The organism is Kocuria sp. CPCC 205263 (assembly GCF_040981075.1).
Lineage (GTDB): Bacteria > Actinomycetota > Actinomycetes > Actinomycetales > Micrococcaceae > Kocuria > Kocuria rosea.
On the sequence record NZ_JAVKPV010000007.1, the window covers coordinates 113,109 to 130,971 of the forward strand.

At 73.6% G+C, this 17,863-nt stretch carries 17 protein-coding genes and 1 riboswitch; of the genes, 10 read left to right on the forward strand and 7 right to left on the reverse strand.

The genetic code is table 11. The annotated features are described in order from the left end of the window. Positions 1-54 precede the first annotated feature (54 nt). Positions 55-1,485 (reverse strand): ethanolamine permease, encoded by a 1,431-nt coding sequence (gene eat / locus RF647_RS12920; protein WP_368812054.1) that lies wholly within the window; start codon positions 1,483-1,485, stop codon positions 55-57. A 182-nt stretch (positions 1,486-1,667) separates the two neighbouring features. Between eat and RF647_RS12925 the strand changes: the two genes are divergently transcribed. The 4 genes from RF647_RS12925 (at position 1,668) to RF647_RS12940 (ending at position 5,026) form a co-directional block, all read left to right on the forward strand. Continuing rightward, a complete protein-coding gene (locus RF647_RS12925) occupies positions 1,668-1,808 on the forward strand; it encodes a hypothetical protein (RefSeq protein ID WP_154676740.1) in 141 nt (46 codons plus the stop codon). Between the two features lie 170 nt (positions 1,809-1,978). Next, on the forward strand, positions 1,979-2,737 hold the full coding sequence (locus RF647_RS12930; RefSeq protein ID WP_035925421.1) for a FadR/GntR family transcriptional regulator: 759 nt from the start codon (positions 1,979-1,981) through the stop codon (positions 2,735-2,737). 54 nt (positions 2,738-2,791) lie between these two features. Then, positions 2,792-2,895, forward strand: a riboswitch (TPP riboswitch). Positions 2,896-2,939: 44 nt separating this feature from the next. Beyond that, positions 2,940-3,704: a 3-oxoacyl-ACP reductase gene (locus RF647_RS12935; RefSeq protein ID WP_368812055.1), complete on the forward strand. Its 765-nt coding sequence runs from the start codon at positions 2,940-2,942 to the stop codon at positions 3,702-3,704. An 11-nt stretch (positions 3,705-3,715) separates the two neighbouring features. Continuing rightward, the gene (locus tag RF647_RS12940; RefSeq protein ID WP_368812056.1) at positions 3,716-5,026 is read left to right on the forward strand and encodes an LLM class flavin-dependent oxidoreductase; all 1,311 of its coding nucleotides are present in this window, start codon (positions 3,716-3,718) and stop codon (positions 5,024-5,026) included. A gap of 741 nt (positions 5,027-5,767) precedes the next feature. Here the strand turns inward: RF647_RS12940 and RF647_RS12945 are convergent. Then, complete coding sequence (locus RF647_RS12945) at positions 5,768-6,154, reverse strand: hypothetical protein (RefSeq protein WP_368812057.1); 387 nt, start codon at positions 6,152-6,154, stop codon at positions 5,768-5,770. Between the two features lie 27 nt (positions 6,155-6,181). Here RF647_RS12945 and RF647_RS12950 point away from each other — a divergent pair, with 27 nt between their 5' ends. Then, positions 6,182-6,457, forward strand: a complete 276-nt coding sequence (locus tag RF647_RS12950; protein WP_368812058.1) for a hypothetical protein — start codon at positions 6,182-6,184, stop codon at positions 6,455-6,457. Between the two features lie 51 nt (positions 6,458-6,508). Beyond that, on the forward strand, positions 6,509-7,204 hold the full coding sequence (locus RF647_RS12955; RefSeq protein ID WP_368812059.1) for an alpha/beta fold hydrolase: 696 nt from the start codon (positions 6,509-6,511) through the stop codon (positions 7,202-7,204). 54 nt (positions 7,205-7,258) lie between these two features. Here the strand turns inward: RF647_RS12955 and RF647_RS12960 are convergent, their stop codons facing one another. Beyond that, positions 7,259-8,707 carry an OFA family MFS transporter gene (locus RF647_RS12960; protein ID WP_368812060.1) on the reverse strand — a complete coding sequence of 483 codons (1,449 nt, stop codon included), beginning with the start codon at positions 8,705-8,707 and terminating at the stop codon, positions 7,259-7,261. 152 nt (positions 8,708-8,859) lie between these two features. Beyond that, positions 8,860-11,181 carry a glycosyltransferase gene (locus RF647_RS12965; protein ID WP_368812061.1) on the reverse strand — a complete coding sequence of 774 codons (2,322 nt, stop codon included), beginning with the start codon at positions 11,179-11,181 and terminating at the stop codon, positions 8,860-8,862. A 416-nt stretch (positions 11,182-11,597) separates the two neighbouring features. Here RF647_RS12965 and RF647_RS12970 point away from each other — a divergent pair, with 416 nt between their 5' ends. Together RF647_RS12970 and RF647_RS12975 are read left to right on the forward strand one after the other, a co-directional pair. Further along, on the forward strand, positions 11,598-12,248 hold the full coding sequence (locus RF647_RS12970; protein WP_368812062.1) for a response regulator transcription factor: 651 nt from the start codon (positions 11,598-11,600) through the stop codon (positions 12,246-12,248). A 323-nt stretch (positions 12,249-12,571) separates the two neighbouring features. Further along, positions 12,572-13,993, forward strand: a complete 1,422-nt coding sequence (locus RF647_RS12975; RefSeq protein ID WP_368812063.1) for an FAD-binding oxidoreductase — start codon at positions 12,572-12,574, stop codon at positions 13,991-13,993. 76 nt (positions 13,994-14,069) lie between these two features. Here RF647_RS12975 and RF647_RS12980 read toward each other — a convergent pair whose 3' ends face one another. From RF647_RS12980 to RF647_RS12990, 3 genes are read right to left on the reverse strand one after another with little or no spacing between them, the layout of a single operon-like run. Then, positions 14,070-14,381 carry an AzlD domain-containing protein gene (locus RF647_RS12980; RefSeq protein WP_368812064.1) on the reverse strand — a complete coding sequence of 104 codons (312 nt, stop codon included), beginning with the start codon at positions 14,379-14,381 and terminating at the stop codon, positions 14,070-14,072. After that, positions 14,378-15,112 carry an AzlC family ABC transporter permease gene (locus RF647_RS12985; protein ID WP_368812065.1) on the reverse strand — a complete coding sequence of 245 codons (735 nt, stop codon included), beginning with the start codon at positions 15,110-15,112 and terminating at the stop codon, positions 14,378-14,380. The genes RF647_RS12980 and RF647_RS12985 overlap by 4 nt, the downstream gene beginning before the upstream one ends. Beyond that, positions 15,109-17,178 (reverse strand): glycoside hydrolase family 15 protein, encoded by a 2,070-nt coding sequence (locus RF647_RS12990; RefSeq protein ID WP_368812066.1) that lies wholly within the window; start codon positions 17,176-17,178, stop codon positions 15,109-15,111. Before RF647_RS12990 ends, RF647_RS12985 begins: the two co-directional genes overlap by 4 nt. Before the next feature lie 98 nt (positions 17,179-17,276). Between RF647_RS12990 and RF647_RS12995 the strand changes: the two genes are divergently transcribed. After that, on the forward strand, positions 17,277-17,588 hold the full coding sequence (locus RF647_RS12995) for a metal-sensitive transcriptional regulator (protein WP_017832956.1): 312 nt from the start codon (positions 17,277-17,279) through the stop codon (positions 17,586-17,588). Positions 17,589-17,632: 44 nt separating this feature from the next. Further along, positions 17,633-17,842: a heavy-metal-associated domain-containing protein gene (locus RF647_RS13000; protein WP_017832955.1), complete on the forward strand. Its 210-nt coding sequence runs from the start codon at positions 17,633-17,635 to the stop codon at positions 17,840-17,842. Positions 17,843-17,863 lie beyond the last annotated feature (21 nt).

Consider the following 17,863-nt stretch of genomic DNA (forward strand, 5'->3'; position numbering starts at 1 on the left):
GCTGGGATCACTGGGGTGCTGAGGTCGCTGGGCGGGAAGTCGGGCGGGGCGGGGTCAGTGCAGGTCCGCCTCGGCGGTGCGGATCTGCGCGAACTCCTCCTCGGGGGCGTGGCCCACGAGGCGGTGGCGGCTGTAGAACCAGTAGTAGGCGAGGAAGACGACGAACACGAGGGCGGTGATGGACGCGGCGAGCACGTCGACCAGGAACGTGGCGACGACGGCCACGAGCGCCAGCACCAGGGCGATGCCGGTGGTGACCACGCCGCCCGGGGTGCGGTAGCCGCGCGGGAGGTCCGGCTCGCGCAGCCGCAGCACGATGTGGGAGAGGTTCAGCAGCACGTAGGAGACGGTGGCGCCGAAGACCGCGATGTTGATGAGCAGTCCGCCGTCGCCGGTCACGGCCGCGAGCACGAAGCCCACGGTGCCGGGCACGATGAGGGCGACCCACGGGGTTCTGCGCTTGCCGGTCAGCGAGAGGAAGCGGGGCAGGTACCCCGCCCGGGAGAGCGCGAACAGCTGCCGGGAGTACGCGAACATGATGGAGAAGAAGCTCGCGACCAACCCGGCCAGGCCCGCGTAGTTGACGATGTCCGCCATGACGCTGTCCGCCCCGGCGACCGTGCGGATGGCCTCCGGCAGCGGGTTGTCCGAGGTGCTCATCGCCTCCGACCCGGCCGCCCCGGGCACCAGGACCAGCATGAGCGCGCCGGAGACCAGCAGGAAGGCCATGGCCACGATGATCCCGCGCGGCATGTCCCGGCGGGGGTCGGCGGTCTCCTCGGCGGCCAGCGGCACGCCCTCGATCGCCAGGAAGAACCAGATCCCGTAGACCAGGGCCGCCATCGCCCCCGCGTAGCCCATGGGCAGGAACGCGCTCGCCCCCACGGCGTCGTTCGGGACGATGTCGAAGAGGTTGGCGGCGTCGAAGTGCGGCACGAGCGCGACGACGGTCACCCCCAGCGCGAGGACCGCGACCACGGTGATCCCGAACATCAGCTTGAGCGCCTCGCCCACCCCGTACATGTGGATGCCCATGAACACCAGGTAGGTCACGAGGTACACGGGCCAGGAGTTGGTGATCCCGAACAGGCCCAGCGCCTCGATGTAGCCGCCGATGAACGTGGCGATCGCCGCCGGGGCCACGGCGTACTCGATGAGCACGGCCATCCCGGTGGCGAAGCCGCCGAGAGGGCCGAGGGCCCGGCGGGCGAACCCGTACCCGGCGCCCGCCGTGGGGAGGGTCGAGGAGAGCTCGGCGAGGCCGAAGACCATGCAGGTGTACATGATGCCCATGAGCACGAAGGCGATGAGCAGCCCGCCCCACCCGCCCTCGGAGAGCCCGATGTTCCAGCCGGAGAAGTCCCCGGAGATGACGTAGGCGATGCCCAGGCCCGCGAGCAGGACCCACCCGGCGGCGCCGGAGCGGAGCTGGCGGTGCTGGAAGTACTCGTCGGTGCGGGTGGGCTGTGCTGAGGATTCGGGCATGGGACGATCCCTCCGGGATTCCACAAAGGTCTGAAAACAGACGTTTGGCGCGAGTGGTCACAGTCTGTGGGCTGTCCCGTGCCCCGTCAAGACCCCGCGGCGCGCCGCCGGGCGGCCGCCGGGCCGGGCACGGGACCGCGTCGCGGTGGAGCCGGCCCCCCGGATGCCGCAGAATGGTGGGCATGAACCAGACCACGTCCTCAGCCACTGACCGCCCCGGCCGCGCCCGCTCCTGGGCCCTCATCGCCATCACGGCGGGCTTCCTCGTCTCCGCCGCCCTGATCATCGCGGTGGGCGTGGTTGCCATCGATCTCACCCACTAGGACCTCGGCCGGCCGTCCCGGCCGGAGGCAGCGGCGCGCCGCCCGGACCGGGCGGCGCGCCGCTGCTGCTCGTGGCCCGGCCCGGCGCGGTGGGCGGGGTCCCGCCGGAGGCGGTCCCCGGGGACCGTGACACCATGGGCGCACGTCGCACCGCAGGGAGGAGCGCCACCGTGAGCGATCCCGTCCAGCACCCCCGCATCCGGCCCGTGCGCCAGGGCAACGCCTTCGAGGAGGCCGTGGAGCGGATCCTCGACTCGATCCGGCTCGGCCTGTTCCGCCGGGGCGAGCGGCTCCCGCCCGAGCGGGAGACCGCGGCGATGCTCGGCATCTCCCGCGCCACGCTCCGGGAGGCCCTGCACGAGCTCCAGGTCGCCGGGGTCCTGGAGGTGGTCCGGGGCCGGTACGGCGGGACCTTCGTGACCGGTCGCACCGCTCTGCCGGACGAGACCCTCCCCCCGGTGGACCCCGCGGACGTCGAGGACGTGCTCGTGTTCCGCGCGGTGGTCGAGCCCGCCGCGGCGGAGCTGGCCGCGGCGGCGTCCCTCAGCGCGGCCGCCCGGGAGCACCTGCTCGCGTGCCTGCGGCAGGTCGAGGAGAGCGCCCCGGAGGACTACCGCCCCGCCGACGCACGCTTCCACATCGCGGTGGCCGAGCTGGGCGGCTGTCCCAGCCTGGTCCGCGCCGTCGCGGAGGTGCGCTCGCGGGCCAGCGACCTGCTGGACCGGATCCCCGTCCTGCCGGTCAACCTCGAGCACTCCGACCGTCAGCACCGCGAGCTCACCGACGCCGTCCTGGCAGGTGACGCCCCCGCCGCCCGGGCCGCCTCCCTCGCGCACCTGGAGGGCACGGCCGCGCTGCTGCGCGGTTTCCTCGGGCACGCCGGGCAGTCCGACGACGACGCCCCCGGGGACGACCGCGGCCCGGTGTGACCCGCCGCCGTGCGAAGAACGGGCCGGCCTGCGGGACCGGTGCTTATACTCGTCCGCAGTGACACGGGGTGCCGGCGCCGCACGACGAGCCGGCTGAGATGACACCCGTCGAACCTGATCCAGTTAGGACTGGCGAAGGGATGTCCTGCCGGGACCGGCCGTGACCGGCCCGCGTCTCCTCGCCCTGACCCCAGGGAGACCCATGCAGATCGCAGAACAGATCGTCCTCGTCACCGGCGGAGCTCGAGGGCTGGGCCGCAGCGTCGTCGAGGCCTTCGCCGCCCAGGGCGCGAGGGTCGTGGTCAACTACCGCGCGTCCCGGAAGGCCGCGGAGGAGCTCGCGGAGCAGCACGGCCCGGACCGGGCCGTGGCGCTGGTTGCCGACGTCACCGACGCGGAGCAGGTCGCAGACATGCTCCGCGCGGCCCGGGAGCACTTCGGCTCCCCCGTCACCACCGTGGTCAACAACGCGCTGGCGGACTTCTCCTTCAACGGCGACGCCCGCTCCTCCGCGGAGGAGATCCGCTGGGAGGAGTTCCACGCCCAGTTCGCCGGCAGCGTCCGCGGGGCGCTCAACACCGTGCAGCAGGCCCTGCCCGGCATGCGGGAGCGGGGTTTCGGCCGGGTCGTCAACGTCGGCACCAACCTGTTCCAGAACCCCGTGGTCCCGTACCACGACTACACGGCGGCGAAGGCCGCGCTGCTGTCCCTGACCCGCACCCTCGCCAAGGACCTCGGCGCGCACAACGTCACGGTCAACATGGTCTCCGGAGGTCTGCTGCGCACCACCGACGCGAGCGCCGCCACCCCGGACGAGGTCTTCGACTACATCGCCTCCACCACGCCCCTGGGCCGGGTCACCACACCGGCCGAGTTCGCCGACGCCCTGCTGTTCTTCGCCTCGCCGTGGGCGCGCTCGGTCACCGGGCAGAACCTGGTGGTCGACGGCGGGCTGGTCCTCGACTGATGGGGGGCGCCGTGACCGCGCCGCGACAGCTGCACCTCAACGCCTTCCTCTTCGGCGCGGGCCATCACCAGGCGGCCTGGCGGCACCCGGACTCCCCACTGGAGCAGCTCGGGGACATCGCCCACTGGGAGCGCCTCGCCCGCACCGCCGAGCGCGGCCTCCTCGACGCCGTGTTCTTCGCCGACGGGCACAGCGCCGGTGACGTGGCGGACGGACCCCGGTGGTTCCTCGAACCGCTCACGGCCCTGTCCGCGATGGCGCGGGCCACGGAGCGGATCGGGCTGGTCAGCACGGTCTCGACGACCTTCTGGACGCCGTTCCACGCCGCCCGCCTGCTGGCCTCGCTCGACCACATCAGCCGCGGGCGGGCCGGCTGGAACGTGGTCACCTCCATGTTCGACGCCGAGGCGCGCAACCACGGCCTCCCAGGAATGCCACCGCACGCCCAGCGCTACGCGCGGGCGGCAGAGTTCATCGACGTGACCCATCGGCTGTGGGACTCGTGGTCCCACGACGCCCTGGTCGGCGACCGGCAGGGCCTGCACGCCGACCCCGAGCGGGTGCGCCGGATCGACCACGCCGGCGAGCACTTCCGCGTGGACGGTCCGCTGACCGTGCCGCGCCCGCCCCAGGGGCGTCCGGTCCTGTTCCAGGCGGGCGCCTCCGGGCCGGGCCGGGACCTCGCCGCCCGGCACGCCGAAGCGGTCTACGCCGTGGCCTACGACCTCGAGAGCGCGCGGGAGTACCGCACCGATCTGAGGCAGCGCGTCGCCGCGGCCGGACGGGACCCGGAGGGCGTGGCCGTCATGCCGGGCCTGGTCGCCTACGTGGGCTCCACGGAGGAGGAGGCCCGGGCCAAGCAGGCGGAGGTGGACGCCTTGCTGCCCTCGGAGCAGTCCCTGGCCCAGCTGTCCGCGTTCGTCCAGCAGGACTGCAGCGACTGGGCGCTGGACGCCCCGGTCCCGGAGCTGCCGCCGCTCGAGGGCTTCACCGGACCCCAGGGCCGGTACGCCACGATCCTGCGGATCGTGGCCGTCGAGCGGCCCACGGTGCGGCAGCTGCTGGGCCGGCTGGCCGCCGGGGGCGGGCACTGCACGGTGGTCGGCACCCCGGAGACCGTCGCGGACCGGATGGAGCGCTGGTTCCGCTCGGGCGCGTCCGACGGCTTCAACCTCATGCCGCCCCGGCTGCCGGACTCCCTCGACGACTTCGTGGACCACGTGGTCCCCGTCCTCCAGCGCCGAGGACTCTTCCGCACCCGGTACACCTCGTCCACGCTGCGCGGGCACCTGGGGCTGCCGCGGCCCGGCGGCGCTCAGTGACGTGCTGCGGCGCCTGTTGCGGCGGACGACCCCGGCGCCCCAGGATGGTCGGTCAGCACGTCGTGGACCGGTCGGCGCAGGCTGTAGGGGAGCTTCGGACCGTGGCCGAAGCGCACCGCCAGCTGAGCGCGCTCCTCGGTGAGACCGAGCCATGTCTCGAACCGGGGGCGCAGGCCGGGGCCTCGATCGGCTGATTGATGAAGGCCGTCCGGAGGTCGAGCGCTTCGGCCTGCGCCTGCGACTGGCCCGGATCGGGATCGAGCCCGGCGCCACCGTGAACGTCCACGGCTGCGTGTTGTGGCTCGACGCGGCCAGCGTCGCCAGCCGGACCAGTTCGTGCTCCGGGGACGCGTGCGGGTCCGGTCGCCGCAGCGTCGTCGCGGTGTGGTCGTACTCGCGTGCGGAACGCCCCGCCGGCCTCGCCCCGGAGCGGAAGCCGCGGGGCTGCTCGTCCTCGCGGGGGGCAGGCACGGGTCCGGAGGGGCGCTGGGCCAGTCGTTTGAGGTTGCGGAGCATCTCCTGGCTCATCACGAAGCTGATCGGCTCGACCAGGGCCCGGGAGGCGAACAGCCGCTCCTGCCTGGTGGGCCCGGCCGAGAAGCTCAGCCGCTCCACCAGCCGGGCCCCCCTCCGGGGCCGTCCGCAGGTGGAAGGACCACCTGCCGCCCGTGACGTGCGAGCCCTCCGTCGCGGGGCCCGGGGACGCGGCCAGCACGAGGTCCCGGCCCGGCTCGACGCGCATCACGGCCAGCGCGGCCTGCGGGGCGAGACGGATCTCGGGGACGGTCGAGAGATCCTGGTGCTCGGGCAGGATTCGGTCGGTGTTGCGCACCCGGCAGCCGATGAGGTTCTCGAAGCGTTCGAAGCTGTAAAGCCCCCGCGGCCCTGGTCGAGCTGGGCCAGCCACGGCCACACCCGCTCGGCGGGCGCGTCGACCGTGACGGCGTGGGTGACGGTCCAGGACGGGTCGGGGAACAGTTCGTCGCCGGTCCACGTCGAGGAGGTCTCCGCGGGTGTGGCTCCCCAGGACGTCCGGCGCCGCCGCAGCAGCGGGCCGGCCAGGATGTGCCCGGCCATCCGCACGGCGGCGAACAGGTTGCGCCCGCCGCGGTCGTCACCGAGGGACACGATCGGCACCACCGAGGAGGAACGGTCATGGGTCTACCCGGCCCCGGTGGGAACAGGCAGGTCCGGCCGGTCGTCGTCATGATCGCCGGTCTGGGCGCGGTGCTCGGCCTGGCCGCTCTCCGGTTCGTCCTCCCGGCGGGCACCCCGCCGATCCGGGCCGTGGGACCGTCCGGCACGACGAGGTCGGTCGCCGCGCTCGAGAAGGTGTCCGTCGGCGGCAGTGAGCAGTGGATCCTCGTCCGTTCCCGGGACCTTCGCAACCCGGTCGCCCTCTTCCTCCACGGAGGCCCCGGCACCTCGTAGCCGACGTCGAACCGGCGGAGCACCCGTGACCTCGAGAAGCACGTCACCGTCGTGAACTGGGATCAGCGCGGCGCCGGGAAGTCCTACGCGGCCATCGTCGACACCGGCAGGATGACCATCGGCCAGTTCGTTGAGGACACCGGCGAACTGACCCGGCGCCTGCTGGAGAGGTTCCACCAGGACCGGCTCGTGCTGGTCGGCTGGCAGCAGGCGGTCGTCACCCAGCGGCGCCTGCTGGGGCGCTTCGGCGGAGAGGTCCACGGCAGCCGGTCCGGGGCGCTGCGCCTGGTGCTGGGCGGCCTGCTCTTCTCCCGGGAGCACACCCTGGGCGACCGGATCGACCTCTTCCGGTGCGTCATGGGCTCCATGGAGCTGCTGTGGCCCGAGCTGCTCGAGGTGAACCTGCAGGAGACGGTCCCGGAGCTGGCGGTGCCGGTGTTCTTCGTGGAGGGACGGCACGACCACGAGTCCCCCGCGGAGCTCGCCGAGGAGTACCTCGACGCCCTGTCCGCACCCTCGAAGGAACTGGTGTGGTTCGAGCACTCCGCCCATCTGCCCCGTGCCGAGGAGAGGGACCGGTTCACCCGGTTCATGGTGGAGAAGGTCCTGCCCGTCGCCACGCGACACGCGCCACGCGCCACGACGGGCGGCGCCCCGACGGGGACGCCCCCCGGACCTGCCCCGGACGGACCGGAGCGTCAGACGAACAGCGCGGTCACCCGCGTGAGGGTCATCGTCACTCCGTAGGCGAGCGGGACCCCGACGAGGACCCAGCCCAGTGCCAGTCGTGCACGGCTCATGTCATGCCTCCTTCGGGGAGAGATCGGTGTCGGACGTGCGCGAGGACTCGGTGCCGGCCTTCCCTGAGGCCTCGGTGCCGGACGCCGCGGTCCGGCGCTCGGGCTCGTGGTACTTGGCGTCCACGGGCTTGACCAGGAGGTTGGCGACGAAGCCGACGACCAGCAGGCCGACCATGGTCAGCAGCGCCGGCTGGTACGCCTGCGCCGTGAGCTCCCCGGGGGTGCCCTGGGCGTCGAGGAACGCGTTGACGATGAGGGGTCCGGCGATGCCCGCGGCGGCCCACGCCGTGAGCAGGCGGCCGTGGATGGCCCCCACCTGGAAGGTCCCGAAGAGGTCCCGCAAATAGGCCGGCACCGTGGCGAAGCCGCCGCCGTAGAACGAGATGATGACGAAGGCCAGCAGCACGAACAGCAGCGTGGAGGTCGAGCCGAACAGCGCCAGCACGGTGTAGAGGACCGCCCCGACACCGAGGTAGACCATGTAGATGCGCTTGCGGCCCAGGACGTCCGAGGTGGTGGACCACACGAAGCGCCCGCCCATGTTGCCGATGGACAGCAGGCCCACGAAACCGCCGGCCACGGCCGCCGTCACGAGGGACGCGCCGTCCGCCTGGCGGAAGAAGTCCTGGATCATGGGGGCAGCCTGCTCGAGGATGCCGATGCCGGCCGTCACGTTGCAGAACAGCACGATCCACACCAGCCAGAACTGCCGGGTGCGGATGGCGTTGCGGGCCGAGACGTGGTTCTTGGTGACGAGGGCCTTCGACTGGACCTTCGAGGGGTCGAACCCCTCGGGCTTCCAGTCCTCGGCGGGAACCTTGATCGTGAACGCGCCGAAGAGCATGTAGGCGAGGTAGACGACCGCGAGGGTCAGGAACAGCTTGCCGACGGCGTTCCCGCTCGCCACCCAGCCCTCGGTGCCGGAGTTCGGGTCGTAGAAGTTGAGCAGGGCCGCGGAGAGGGGGCTGGCGATCAGCGCGCCGCCGCCGAAGCCCATGATCGCCATGCCCGTGGCGAGGCCGGGGCGGTCGGGGAACCACTTGATCAGCGTGGAGACGGGCGAGATGTAGCCGATTCCGAGGCCGATGCCGCCGATGACCCCGTAGCCCAGGTAGACGAGCCAGAGCTGCTCGGTGAAGATGCCGAGCGCGCCGACCAGGAACCCGCCGGACCACAGCAGCGCCGCGGTGAACATTGCCCGGCGCGGCCCGCCGGTGTCCACCCACGTGCCGAAGACGGCGGCGGACAGGCCCAGCATGACGATGGCGATGGAGAAGATGATGCCGATCTGAGTCAGGCTCGCGTCGAAGTGCGCCACCAGCGCGTTCTTGTACACGCTGGTGGCGTAGGCCTGACCGATGCACAGGTGCACCGCGAGGGCGGCCGGCGGTATGAGCCAGCGGTTGAATCCCGGTGGAGCCACCGAGTGCTGCCGATCAAGCCATCCCATGCCCCGACTCCTCATCTGGTGCGGACACTGCGCGAAGGGCGCGTCCGGGACGGAATTCGCACGGCCCGGCCCGGCACCCAAGGGTGAAGCATGTCACACGGACGGGAGAACTGGAAAGCAACCTGCCGACCGGCCGCGCCGGAGCGGGCCGCTCATCCTCCGCGCAGGGACCGCCACGCACGCCGCCAGAAGGCGAGGAAGCCCTTCTCCGCCACGACCTGCTCGAGCCGTTCGATCTGCCGGGTCTGGGCGCGGACCACGTCCAGGAGCTCGTGCGCGAGCTCCTCGGCGGTGTCCAGCCTCCGGTGCAGGGCGCCGGCATCCTCCGCCGCCGCCCGCCGCAGGTAGAGCGGCAGGCCGATCCCGTGCTCCGCGCTCCACTGCCTGAGGTGGCGCTCGCGCACCGCCGCCTCGCCCCGCGCCGCGGTGAACCCGTCGGTCCGGTCCCGCTGGGCGGTCGGGCGCGCGGGGAGCAGGCCCACGGTGAACGTCTCCAGGAAGCGGAGCACGAACTCCCAGCGCTCCGCGGCGCCGATGGTCTCGTCGTAGTCGCCCAGCACCCCGTGCACCGCGCGCCGGTACAGGAACGGCGCGTCGACCGCGGTGCGGTCGCCGTCCAGCACGTCGGTGAGGGTGAGTACCTCCCGGTCCGTCCGCACGAGATCCCGTCCCGGCCGGCCGGCCGGTACGTCTCGGCCGGCCCCGGGCGGATTCTCGGTAGGCACCACGACCCCGTCGTCGGTCACGAGGGGATCCTCGAGGTGGGCCACGCCCCGCTGCAGGAGTTCGGGCGGCCAGGGCTCCGAGCCGTCGTGCAGGACGACGAGCTCCGACCCCCCTGCCTGCAGCCCACGGTTGGCGGCCGCCGCGGCGCCGAGGGCCCTGCGGTGGTGGAGGACCGTCGCGCGCCCCGCGAGCTCGTCCCGGCGCGGCGCCAGGACCGCGTCCACCTCGGCGGAGTCCCCGCCGTCGTCCACGAGGACCAGTCGCCAGTCGGTGAACGTCTGCGACAGGAGGTCGTCGACGGCCCGGCCCAGGCGCGCCGGGGCGTCGTGGTGCCGCAGCAGGACCGCGACGGTGGGCCGCTCGGACGGCACCGCGGGAACGCTGTACCGGCGGCGGAGGGCACGCACCACCGGGGCACCGACCCCGCGCGGCGCCGCCACCGTTCCCACCGCGGGCCGGGGCTCCTGACCGCGGAGCGCCCCGGCCACGTCGTCCCACCACCGGGCCGCCGCTTCCCGGACCGCCGGCTCGGCGTCCGCCAGCGCGGCGCGCACCGCCCCCCGGTGCTCCACGGCCTCCGCCGCCCACTGCTGGAGGGCCGCGCGGGTGTCCCACGCCACGTCGCCGGGGGTGAGCAGCGCCGCCAGGGGCACGACGGCACCTTCCAGCCCCCAGCGGCTCAGCACGCCGTTCATGTCGTCCATGGAATATTTGTCCGGACCCACCGGGAGGACGACGGCCCGCGCCGCGAGGCCGAGGGCCGCACCGCGGGAGCAGGTGGTCAGGACCCAGTCCGCCCGGAGCGCCCCCGCGTCGGCCTCTCCCGGATCCGCGTGCACCCGGTGGACGTCGTCCGGCAGCAGCGCGGCCACGTCCGCCGCGAACTCCTCGTCGGCCGGGGCGCCCCCGCATGCCAGGAGGGTGACCGCTGCGCCCGTCCGGTGCACCAGGGCGTCCAGCAGGGCGGCGAGCACGGGGGCGACCTGCTCCGGTGGGAAGGGACCGGCCGGCAGCCGCACCGCGGCGAGGATCCGCGGCGGCCCCGCCGGCACCCCCGGCTCCCGCGGCTCCCGCGGCTCCTCCGCCGACCCGCCCAGCTGTTCCTGGCGCTCGGTTCGTCCGTCCGGATCCTCCGTCTCCGCGGTCGGCCTGTCCCGCTCCTCCTGCTCCCGCCCGGTCGGGGCGCCCCGCTCTCCTGGGCGACGTGTCGGCCCGTCCTGCTCGAGCGGTCGCGCCGGGGCGGCGGGACGCGGGAGGAGGAGCGCGTCCTCCCAGCCGACGCGCAGGCCGGGGTGCTCGGGGCACAGCCGGCGGGCCACCGCCAGGGACGTCTCGTCCCGCAGCCCCACGAGGGAGGCGACCGGGAGGAGCCGGCGCACGACCTCCTCCGGGACGGCATCGGGGTCGAGGGCCAGGCCGATGACGACGACCGGCCGGCCCGCCGCCGCAGCGGCCCTCGCCAGGTCGAGCCGGAGGAGCAGCCCGGTGTCGTCCACGGGAGCATCCACCCCGAGGCCGACCAGCAGGAGCGCCTCCGCCTCGGACCGCGGTGCGGGAACGCCGCCTGCGGGTCCGAACTCCCGGAGACTCTCCTCCCCGGCGGTCGTGAGCACCGGATCCGCCCCCGGATCGAGGAGCCGGGGGGCGAGGCCGCGCAGGGAGAGCTCCTCGAGGAGTCCGCGGAGCTCGCGAGCCGCTCCCGGCCGGAGGTCCTGCCCTCCCGATCCCGGGAGAACGTCGATGTGCATGACGGTACGGACCTTTCCTCGACCGGTGCGGGCTCCCCCATTCTTCCAGCCGCACCGCTTCCGCCGGCCCCGCGTGAGCAGGAGAGGACATCTCACCGCCCGGCCTCCGGCACGACCCGACGGGCGGCGTGCGGTGTGCGAAGTTGCAGGTCCGCACGGAATCGCCTTGCCCGCGCGCGGGCGGATCCGCCACTGTGGAGGAACACACTGCACCATCTCCGCCGGCGGCACCCGCCCGGAGGACCCCCTGCCCCGATGGCCCCCGCCACACCGCCGTATATTCCACAAAGGACATATGGGCGTTCGGCGCCGGTCCCGCCGCAGGACACGGCCCTCCCGCTGCCGGAGCGGACCGGCGATCCCCGGCCGCGGAGATCCCGCCCACCTCACAGCGGGAGACGTCGAGGAGCCCCACCATGTTGAACGCCGCCGTGATCAGCCCCCAGCCCATGACGCGCATCGCGATGCAGCGTGAGGCCGTCGAGCACCCCGAGCACGGCGTGCGCGTGAGCGCGGTGGCGGGCAGCGTCCCGGAGTTCCTGGCCGAGAACCCGGCCGAGGAGATGGTGGTCCTGCTGAGCCTGAACACCCTGGACGGCCGCAACCTCGTGCAGAACGTCACGGACCTCACCGCACAGGAGCACACCGTGGTGGTACTGGTGCCCCCGGACGACCTCGCCAGGGTCCGGTCCGCCTTCGCCTGCGGGGCCGCCGGCGCCGTGGGCAAGTGGGAGCCCATCCGGACCGTCTTCCGCACCATGCGGCTCTCCCGGCAGCTGGGCCACTTCGTGAGCGACGTGCTCCAGTCGGCTCTGGCCGAGCTGCCCAGCAGAGCTCCCGCGAAGCTCTCCGCCCGGGAGCGCCAGGTGCTCGCGCTCTACGTGGACGGACTCCAGGAGCAGGAGGTGGCCGCGCTGCTGGAGATCGCCGAGTCCACGGTGGAGGAGCACCTCAAGCGGATCCGCCGCAAGTACGCCGCGGTGGAGCGGCCGGCCCGCACCAAGCTCGAGCTCTACAAGCGGGCCATCGAGGACGGGATCATTCCCCCGGTGCTGCCGCTCGCCTGAGCGCCGGATCGGGCGTTCCCAGCGTCCACGGGCCGTCCCGTCCGGCCCACGCCCGGCCGAACGGTGCCCGGACAGGTGCGCCGGAATCGTTGTGCCCGGACCGTTGTGCCGAGCCGGGGACGCTCCTACCCTGGAGGCAGCACCACTGCGCGCTGTTCCGCATCCCCCCGCACCGGAACTCCAGCCCCGGCGGGGCCGAGCGCCCGGACCGCTCCGAGTCCGCCCGTGACCCTTCCGGCATCGCCGACGACGGTCCGCGCACCGCCGTCGAGCACGAGCAGCAGCCCGGGGGCGCGCGCCCCCGCCCACAGGAAGCCAGCCCCATGAATGCCGTGGACCGCGGGGAGCACGACCAGGAGATCGCCCGAGAGCTCGAGAAGCTGCGCACCCATCTCGCCGGGACGCTGGTCGAGCCCGACGACCCGCTCTACGACGAGGCGAGACGGGTCTGGAACGGCATGGTCGACGTGCGGCCCCGCGCGGTCGTGCAGGCCGGCGCCGTGTCCGACATCGACCCGGTGCTGGCCGCCGCGCAACACACGGACCTGCCGCTGGCGGTCCGCGGCGGCGGGCACAACGTGGCCGGCCACGGCACCGTGGAGGGCGGGCTCGTCCTGGACCTCGGCGCGCTGCGGCGGGTCGAGGTGGACCCGGGGACCCGGCGCGTGACCGTGGAGCCGGGCGCCACCCTGGCCGACGTCGACCGCGAGACCGTCCCGCACGGTCTCGCGGTGCCCCTCGGCGTGGTGAGCGCCACCGGGGTCGCGGGCCTGACCGTGGGCGGGGGCGTCGGCTGGCTGACGCGCAGCAACGGCCTGAGCCTCGACAACCTCGTGGACGCCGAGGTGATCACCGGGACCCGGGAGCACCTGCACGCCAACGCGGAGCACAACCCGGACCTGTTCTGGGGGATCCGCGGCGGCGGGGGGAACTTCGGCGTCGTGACCTCCTTCACGTTCCAGGCCAGGGAGCTGCCCGCGTCCGTGCTGGGCGGGAACCTGCTCTACCGGCGCGAGCACTGGCGCGCGGCCCTGCAGGCCTTCGCCCGCTGGACCGACGACCTGCCGGACGAGATGAACGGCATCATGTCGATCCTCCGGCTGCCGCCCAGCTTCGAGATGGGCGACGAGCCCTGGCTGATCATCGGCTTCGCCTGGATGTCGCCCGACCACGCCGAGGGCCTGCGCCTGGTCGACCGGCTGCGGGCCGACGCCCCGCCGGACGAGGAGGAGGTCGGCCCGGTGCAGTGGACCGAGTGGCAGTCGGCCATGGACGAGCTCTTCCCGAAGGGGGCCCGCGGCTACTGGAAGAACGCCTCGTTCTCCCGTCTCGACGACGAGGTGGTCGACGCCCTGCTCGGCGCGGCCTCGGAGATCACCTGGTTCGGCACGGGCATCGACATCCACCACATGGAGGGGTTCTTCGGGCGGGTGCCCGCCGGCGCCACCGCCTTCCCCAACCGGTCCGCGCGCTACTGGCTCAACGTCTACGGCTACTGGCCGGATGCCACCGACGACGCCCGCCTCACGGCGTTCGCCCGGAAGGCCCACGCCGCCGTGGAACCGTTCGCCGACGCCGGCCTCTACGTGAACTTCCTCGGTGCCGAGCACGGCCCCGTCACGCCCGAGACCGCGCGGCAGGCCTACGGGGAGCGGACGCACCGGCGTCTCGTCGAGCTGAAGAACCGCTACGACCCGGGCAACCTGTTCCGGCTCAACCACAACATCCTGCCGAGCGTCGCCTGACGGCAGGCGTGGTACGCCGGCCGCACGGGCGGCGCCGGGGGCAGCGGCCGAACGCCGGGGCACCCGCAGCGAGGCGTCAGGGCGCGCCGAGCAGCCGGAGCACGGCCGCCGCGACCGCCCCCAGCACCACCACCAGCAGGAACGGGGCCCGCAGCATCAGGGCCGCTCCCGCCACGAGCAGCGCGCCCAGCCGGGCGTCCAGCACCAGCTCCTGGCCGGAGCCGAACGCGTTCATGACCACGAGCGCGGCGAGCAGGCCCACGGTGACGGTGCCGGCCATGCGCCCGACGCGCGGGTCGTCCAGCACCCGGTCCGGCACGAGGTAGCCGACGAGCTTCAGGGCGTAGGCGAGCGCGCACGCCCCGAGCACCCATAACCACATGCTCACGCCCCCGCCTCCTTGGCGCCGGGGCCGGGCGCCGCGCCGGACGGGGCCGGTCCGGGACCGCGGGAGCGGCCCAGGAACGCCGCGACCACGGCGGCCACGAGGATCGGCAGGCCCGCCGGCAGCACCGGGATCGTCAGGGCCGTGACGAGGCCGCAGACCACCGCGACCGCCACGGGCTCCCGGGCGCTCAGCCGCGGCCACAGCAGGCCCAGGAACGCGGCCACCGCGGCGCCGTCCAGGCCCCACCGCGCGGGATCACCGAGGGCGTAGCCCAGCAGGGCGCCCAGCACGGTGAACAGGTTCCAGAGCACGAACACGCCCAGGCCCGCGGTCCAGAAGCCCCGCCGCTCCTCGACGGGGTGGACCTGGGAGGACGCGGCCGCGTTGGACTCGTCGATGGTCACGTGCGCGGCGAGGAGACGGCGCCAGCCCTGCGGGCGGACGAGGGCGTTCATGCTCATCCCGTAGACGGCGTTGCGGATCCCGAGCAGCGTGGCGGCGCCCAGTGCCGAGGCCCCGGCCCCTCCGCCCGAGACCACGCCGATGAAGGCGAACTGGGAGCCGCCCGTGAACATCAGCGCGGACAGGGCGACGGTCTGCCAGAAGGTCAGTCCCGCCGCCACGGACAGGGCGCCGAAGGAAATGCCGTACAGCCCCGTGGCCACGGACACGGACAGCCCGATCCGGACCGCCGGCGAGGACCGCCAGTCGACCGGAGCCGCGTGGCTCACGAGGCGCCTCCGGCCACGGCGGACGACCCACCCGTGCCCGCCCCGGCCGCACCCGGGGTCTCGGCCAGGGTCTCGGCCGGGCTCTCGTGCGGCGCCGCCGGGGCGCGGCGCCCCTGGGCGGCGTCGAGAGCGTCCAGGGCCTGGACGAGGGCGAGGTGGGTGAAGGTCTGCGGGAAGTTGCCGGTCATCCGCCGCTGCTCGGGCGACCACTCGGTGGAGAGCAGCCCGAGGTCGTTGGCGCGGGACAGCACGGAGTCCACGAGCTTCCGGGCGCTGTCCGGGCGGCCCGAGCGCGCGTACTGGGCGGCGAGCCACAGGGACGCGCCGAGGTGCGGGTTGTCCTGGCCAGGGAAGCCGTCCACCCCGATGACCCCGGCGTACGCGTCGGGGTCATCGGGGTCCACCGGGCCCAGGACGTTGCGGTAGCGGTGGATGAGCCCGCTGGGGTGCCGCAGCTCCTCCTCGATCCGCCGCACGGTGCCGAGCATCCGCTCGTCGTCGTAGGCCACGAACCCCACCTGCGGCAGCTGGAGGAGGGAGGCGTCCACGGTCTTCGCCCCGTAGTACTGCACGAAGGAGCCGACCTCGGGGTCGTAGCCGCTGGTCCAGATCTCCTCCGCGAGCGCGTCCCGCAGCTGCTCCCACAGCTGCGCGTCGCCGGGCAGGCCGTGCACGCGCACGGCGTCCACGCCGCACTGGAGCGCCGCCCACATCAGCACGCGAGAGTGCGTGTAGTACTGCCGCTCGCCGCGCATCTCCCAGAGGCCCTGGTCCGTGACCTCGTAGTTCTCCACGACCGAGCGCAGCATCGCCTGCTGCAGGGGCCAGGAGAGGTGGTCCTCCACGGCGCCGCGCCGGCGGAGCTTCTCGAACACCACCATGACGTGCCCCACGGCGTCCGCCTGGTGCTGGCCCGCGGCGCCGTTGCCCTCGCGGACCGGCCGGGAGCGCTCGTAGCCGGGCAGGTCGAGCTGGTGCTCGCGCCCGCGGCGCTCCCCCGCGACCCCGTAGATGTTCTGCAGGTCGTGCGGGTCGCCCGCCACGGCGCGCAGCAGCCAGTTGCGCAGCTGGGCGGCCTCGCGGTCGTGGTCGTGGTCGAGCATGACCTCGAGGGCCATCGCGGCGTCCCGCAGCCAGGCGAACCGGTGGTCCCAGTTGCGCTCCCCGCCCACCACGTCCGGCAGGGACGTGGTGGGGGCGGCCACGAGCCCGCCCGTCTCCTGGTGCATCAGCGCCCGCACCACGAGCAGCGAGCGCCGGACCACGTCCGAGCGCCGGGCCACGGCGTGGCCGCGGACCGGGACGATGTGCACCGGCTCGTCCTCCCCGACGGCCGGCGGGGAGTACAGCCCGGACCAGTCCTGCCACAGCTCCACGGTCCGGGTGAGCTGCTCGTTGACGTCGACCGGCGCCGGGGGCGTGCGGTGGGACGGGAAGTGCGTGAGGACGAAGTCCCGTGCCTGGCCGGCGGAGACGGTGAAGGTCCCGCGGTGGCGGCGCTCGTCGTCGTCGTCCGTGGACTCGGGGAGGGGCTCACCGCGCAGGACGAGGGCGTCCGGGCCGGCCATGGCCACGAGCATGGGGGGCGCGGGGTCGCCGCCGCCGGGGTCCTCCTCCCCCTCGAAGCGGCTGACCCAGGGGACCACGGCGCCGTAGCCGAAGCGCACCCGCAGCTCGTGGTACATCTCGACCTCGCCGGTGAGGCCCTCGACGCGGCGGACCACGTCCGTGCGGGAGGTCAGCGGGAGGAAGTCGGTCACGCGCACGGACCCCGAGTCGGTGACCCACACGGTCTGCAGCACGAACGTGTTCTCCACGTAGAACCGCTCGGCGACCTGGGCGCCGCTGTCCTCCTCGTCGAGGACCTCGCCGTCGGCCCCCTCCGCGACCGTGCACGCGGGGGCGAGCAGCCACCGCCCGTGATCGGGCTCCCCGAGCAGGGCGCCGAAGACCGAGGGGGAGTCGAACCGGGGCGCGCACAGCCAGTCGATGGACCCGGTGCGGGAGACGAGCGGACCCGTGCGCATGTTCGAGAGCAGGGCGTAGTCCTCGATCAGTGAAGCCATGCCTCAAGATTGGCACATCGCCGGGCCGCGGCGGACCGGCCGCTTGAGCTATACCCCCAAGGGGTATACAGTGGCTGCAGGACGACCGAGGAGGACCCATGACCCAGACCCCGCCGCACGGGTACACCCAGGACAAGGACGCGTATCTCAAGCGCCTGCGGCGCATCGAGGGCCAGGTCCGGGGCATCCACCGGATGGTCGAGGAGGACAAGTACTGCATCGACGTCCTCACCCAGATCTCCGCGATCCAGTCGGCCCTCAAGGCCGTGAGCCTGGGCCTGCTGGACGAGCACCTGAGCCACTGCGTCGTGGGCGCCGTCGAGGCCGCCCAGGAGTCCGGGGACGTCACGAGTGTCGACGACAAGCTCCAGGAGGCGTCCGCGGCCATCGCGCGCCTGCTCAAGAGCTGACCCACCCCGCTGAACCACCCCACCGAAACCCCGAGGAGCCCATCGTGCAGACCACCGTCAACGTTTCCGGAATGACCTGCGGCCACTGCGTCAGGTCCGTCACCGAGGAGCTCACCGAGCTGGAGGGCGTCGAGTCCGTCGACGTCGACCTCGTGGCCGGCGGGGTCTCCCCCGTGGTCGTGACGTCCACCCGCGAGCTGTCGGCGGCCGAGATCGAGGAGGCCGTCGAGGAAGCGGGGTACACCGTTGCCTGAGACCCGCACGCCCGTCCCCAC

Excerpts from the sequence above, each read along its gene's own strand:
- eat (WP_368812054.1), bottom strand. The coding sequence starts at position 1,485 with ATGCCCGAATCCTCAGCACAGCCCACCCGCACCGACGAGTACTTCCAG.
- RF647_RS12950 (WP_368812058.1), top strand. The coding sequence starts at position 6,182 with ATGGGTCTACCCGGCCCCGGTGGGAACAGGCAGGTCCGGCCGGTCGTC.
- RF647_RS12970 (WP_368812062.1), top strand. The coding sequence starts at position 11,598 with ATGTTGAACGCCGCCGTGATCAGCCCCCAGCCCATGACGCGCATCGCG.
- RF647_RS12960 (WP_368812060.1), bottom strand. The coding sequence starts at position 8,707 with ATGGGATGGCTTGATCGGCAGCACTCGGTGGCTCCACCGGGATTCAAC.
- RF647_RS12935 (WP_368812055.1), top strand. The coding sequence starts at position 2,940 with ATGCAGATCGCAGAACAGATCGTCCTCGTCACCGGCGGAGCTCGAGGG.
- RF647_RS12975 (WP_368812063.1), top strand. The coding sequence starts at position 12,572 with ATGAATGCCGTGGACCGCGGGGAGCACGACCAGGAGATCGCCCGAGAG.
- RF647_RS12925 (WP_154676740.1), top strand. The coding sequence starts at position 1,668 with ATGAACCAGACCACGTCCTCAGCCACTGACCGCCCCGGCCGCGCCCGC.
- RF647_RS12990 (WP_368812066.1), bottom strand. The coding sequence starts at position 17,178 with ATGGCTTCACTGATCGAGGACTACGCCCTGCTCTCGAACATGCGCACG.
- RF647_RS12995 (WP_017832956.1), top strand. The coding sequence starts at position 17,277 with ATGACCCAGACCCCGCCGCACGGGTACACCCAGGACAAGGACGCGTAT.
- RF647_RS12965 (WP_368812061.1), bottom strand. The coding sequence starts at position 11,181 with ATGCACATCGACGTTCTCCCGGGATCGGGAGGGCAGGACCTCCGGCCG.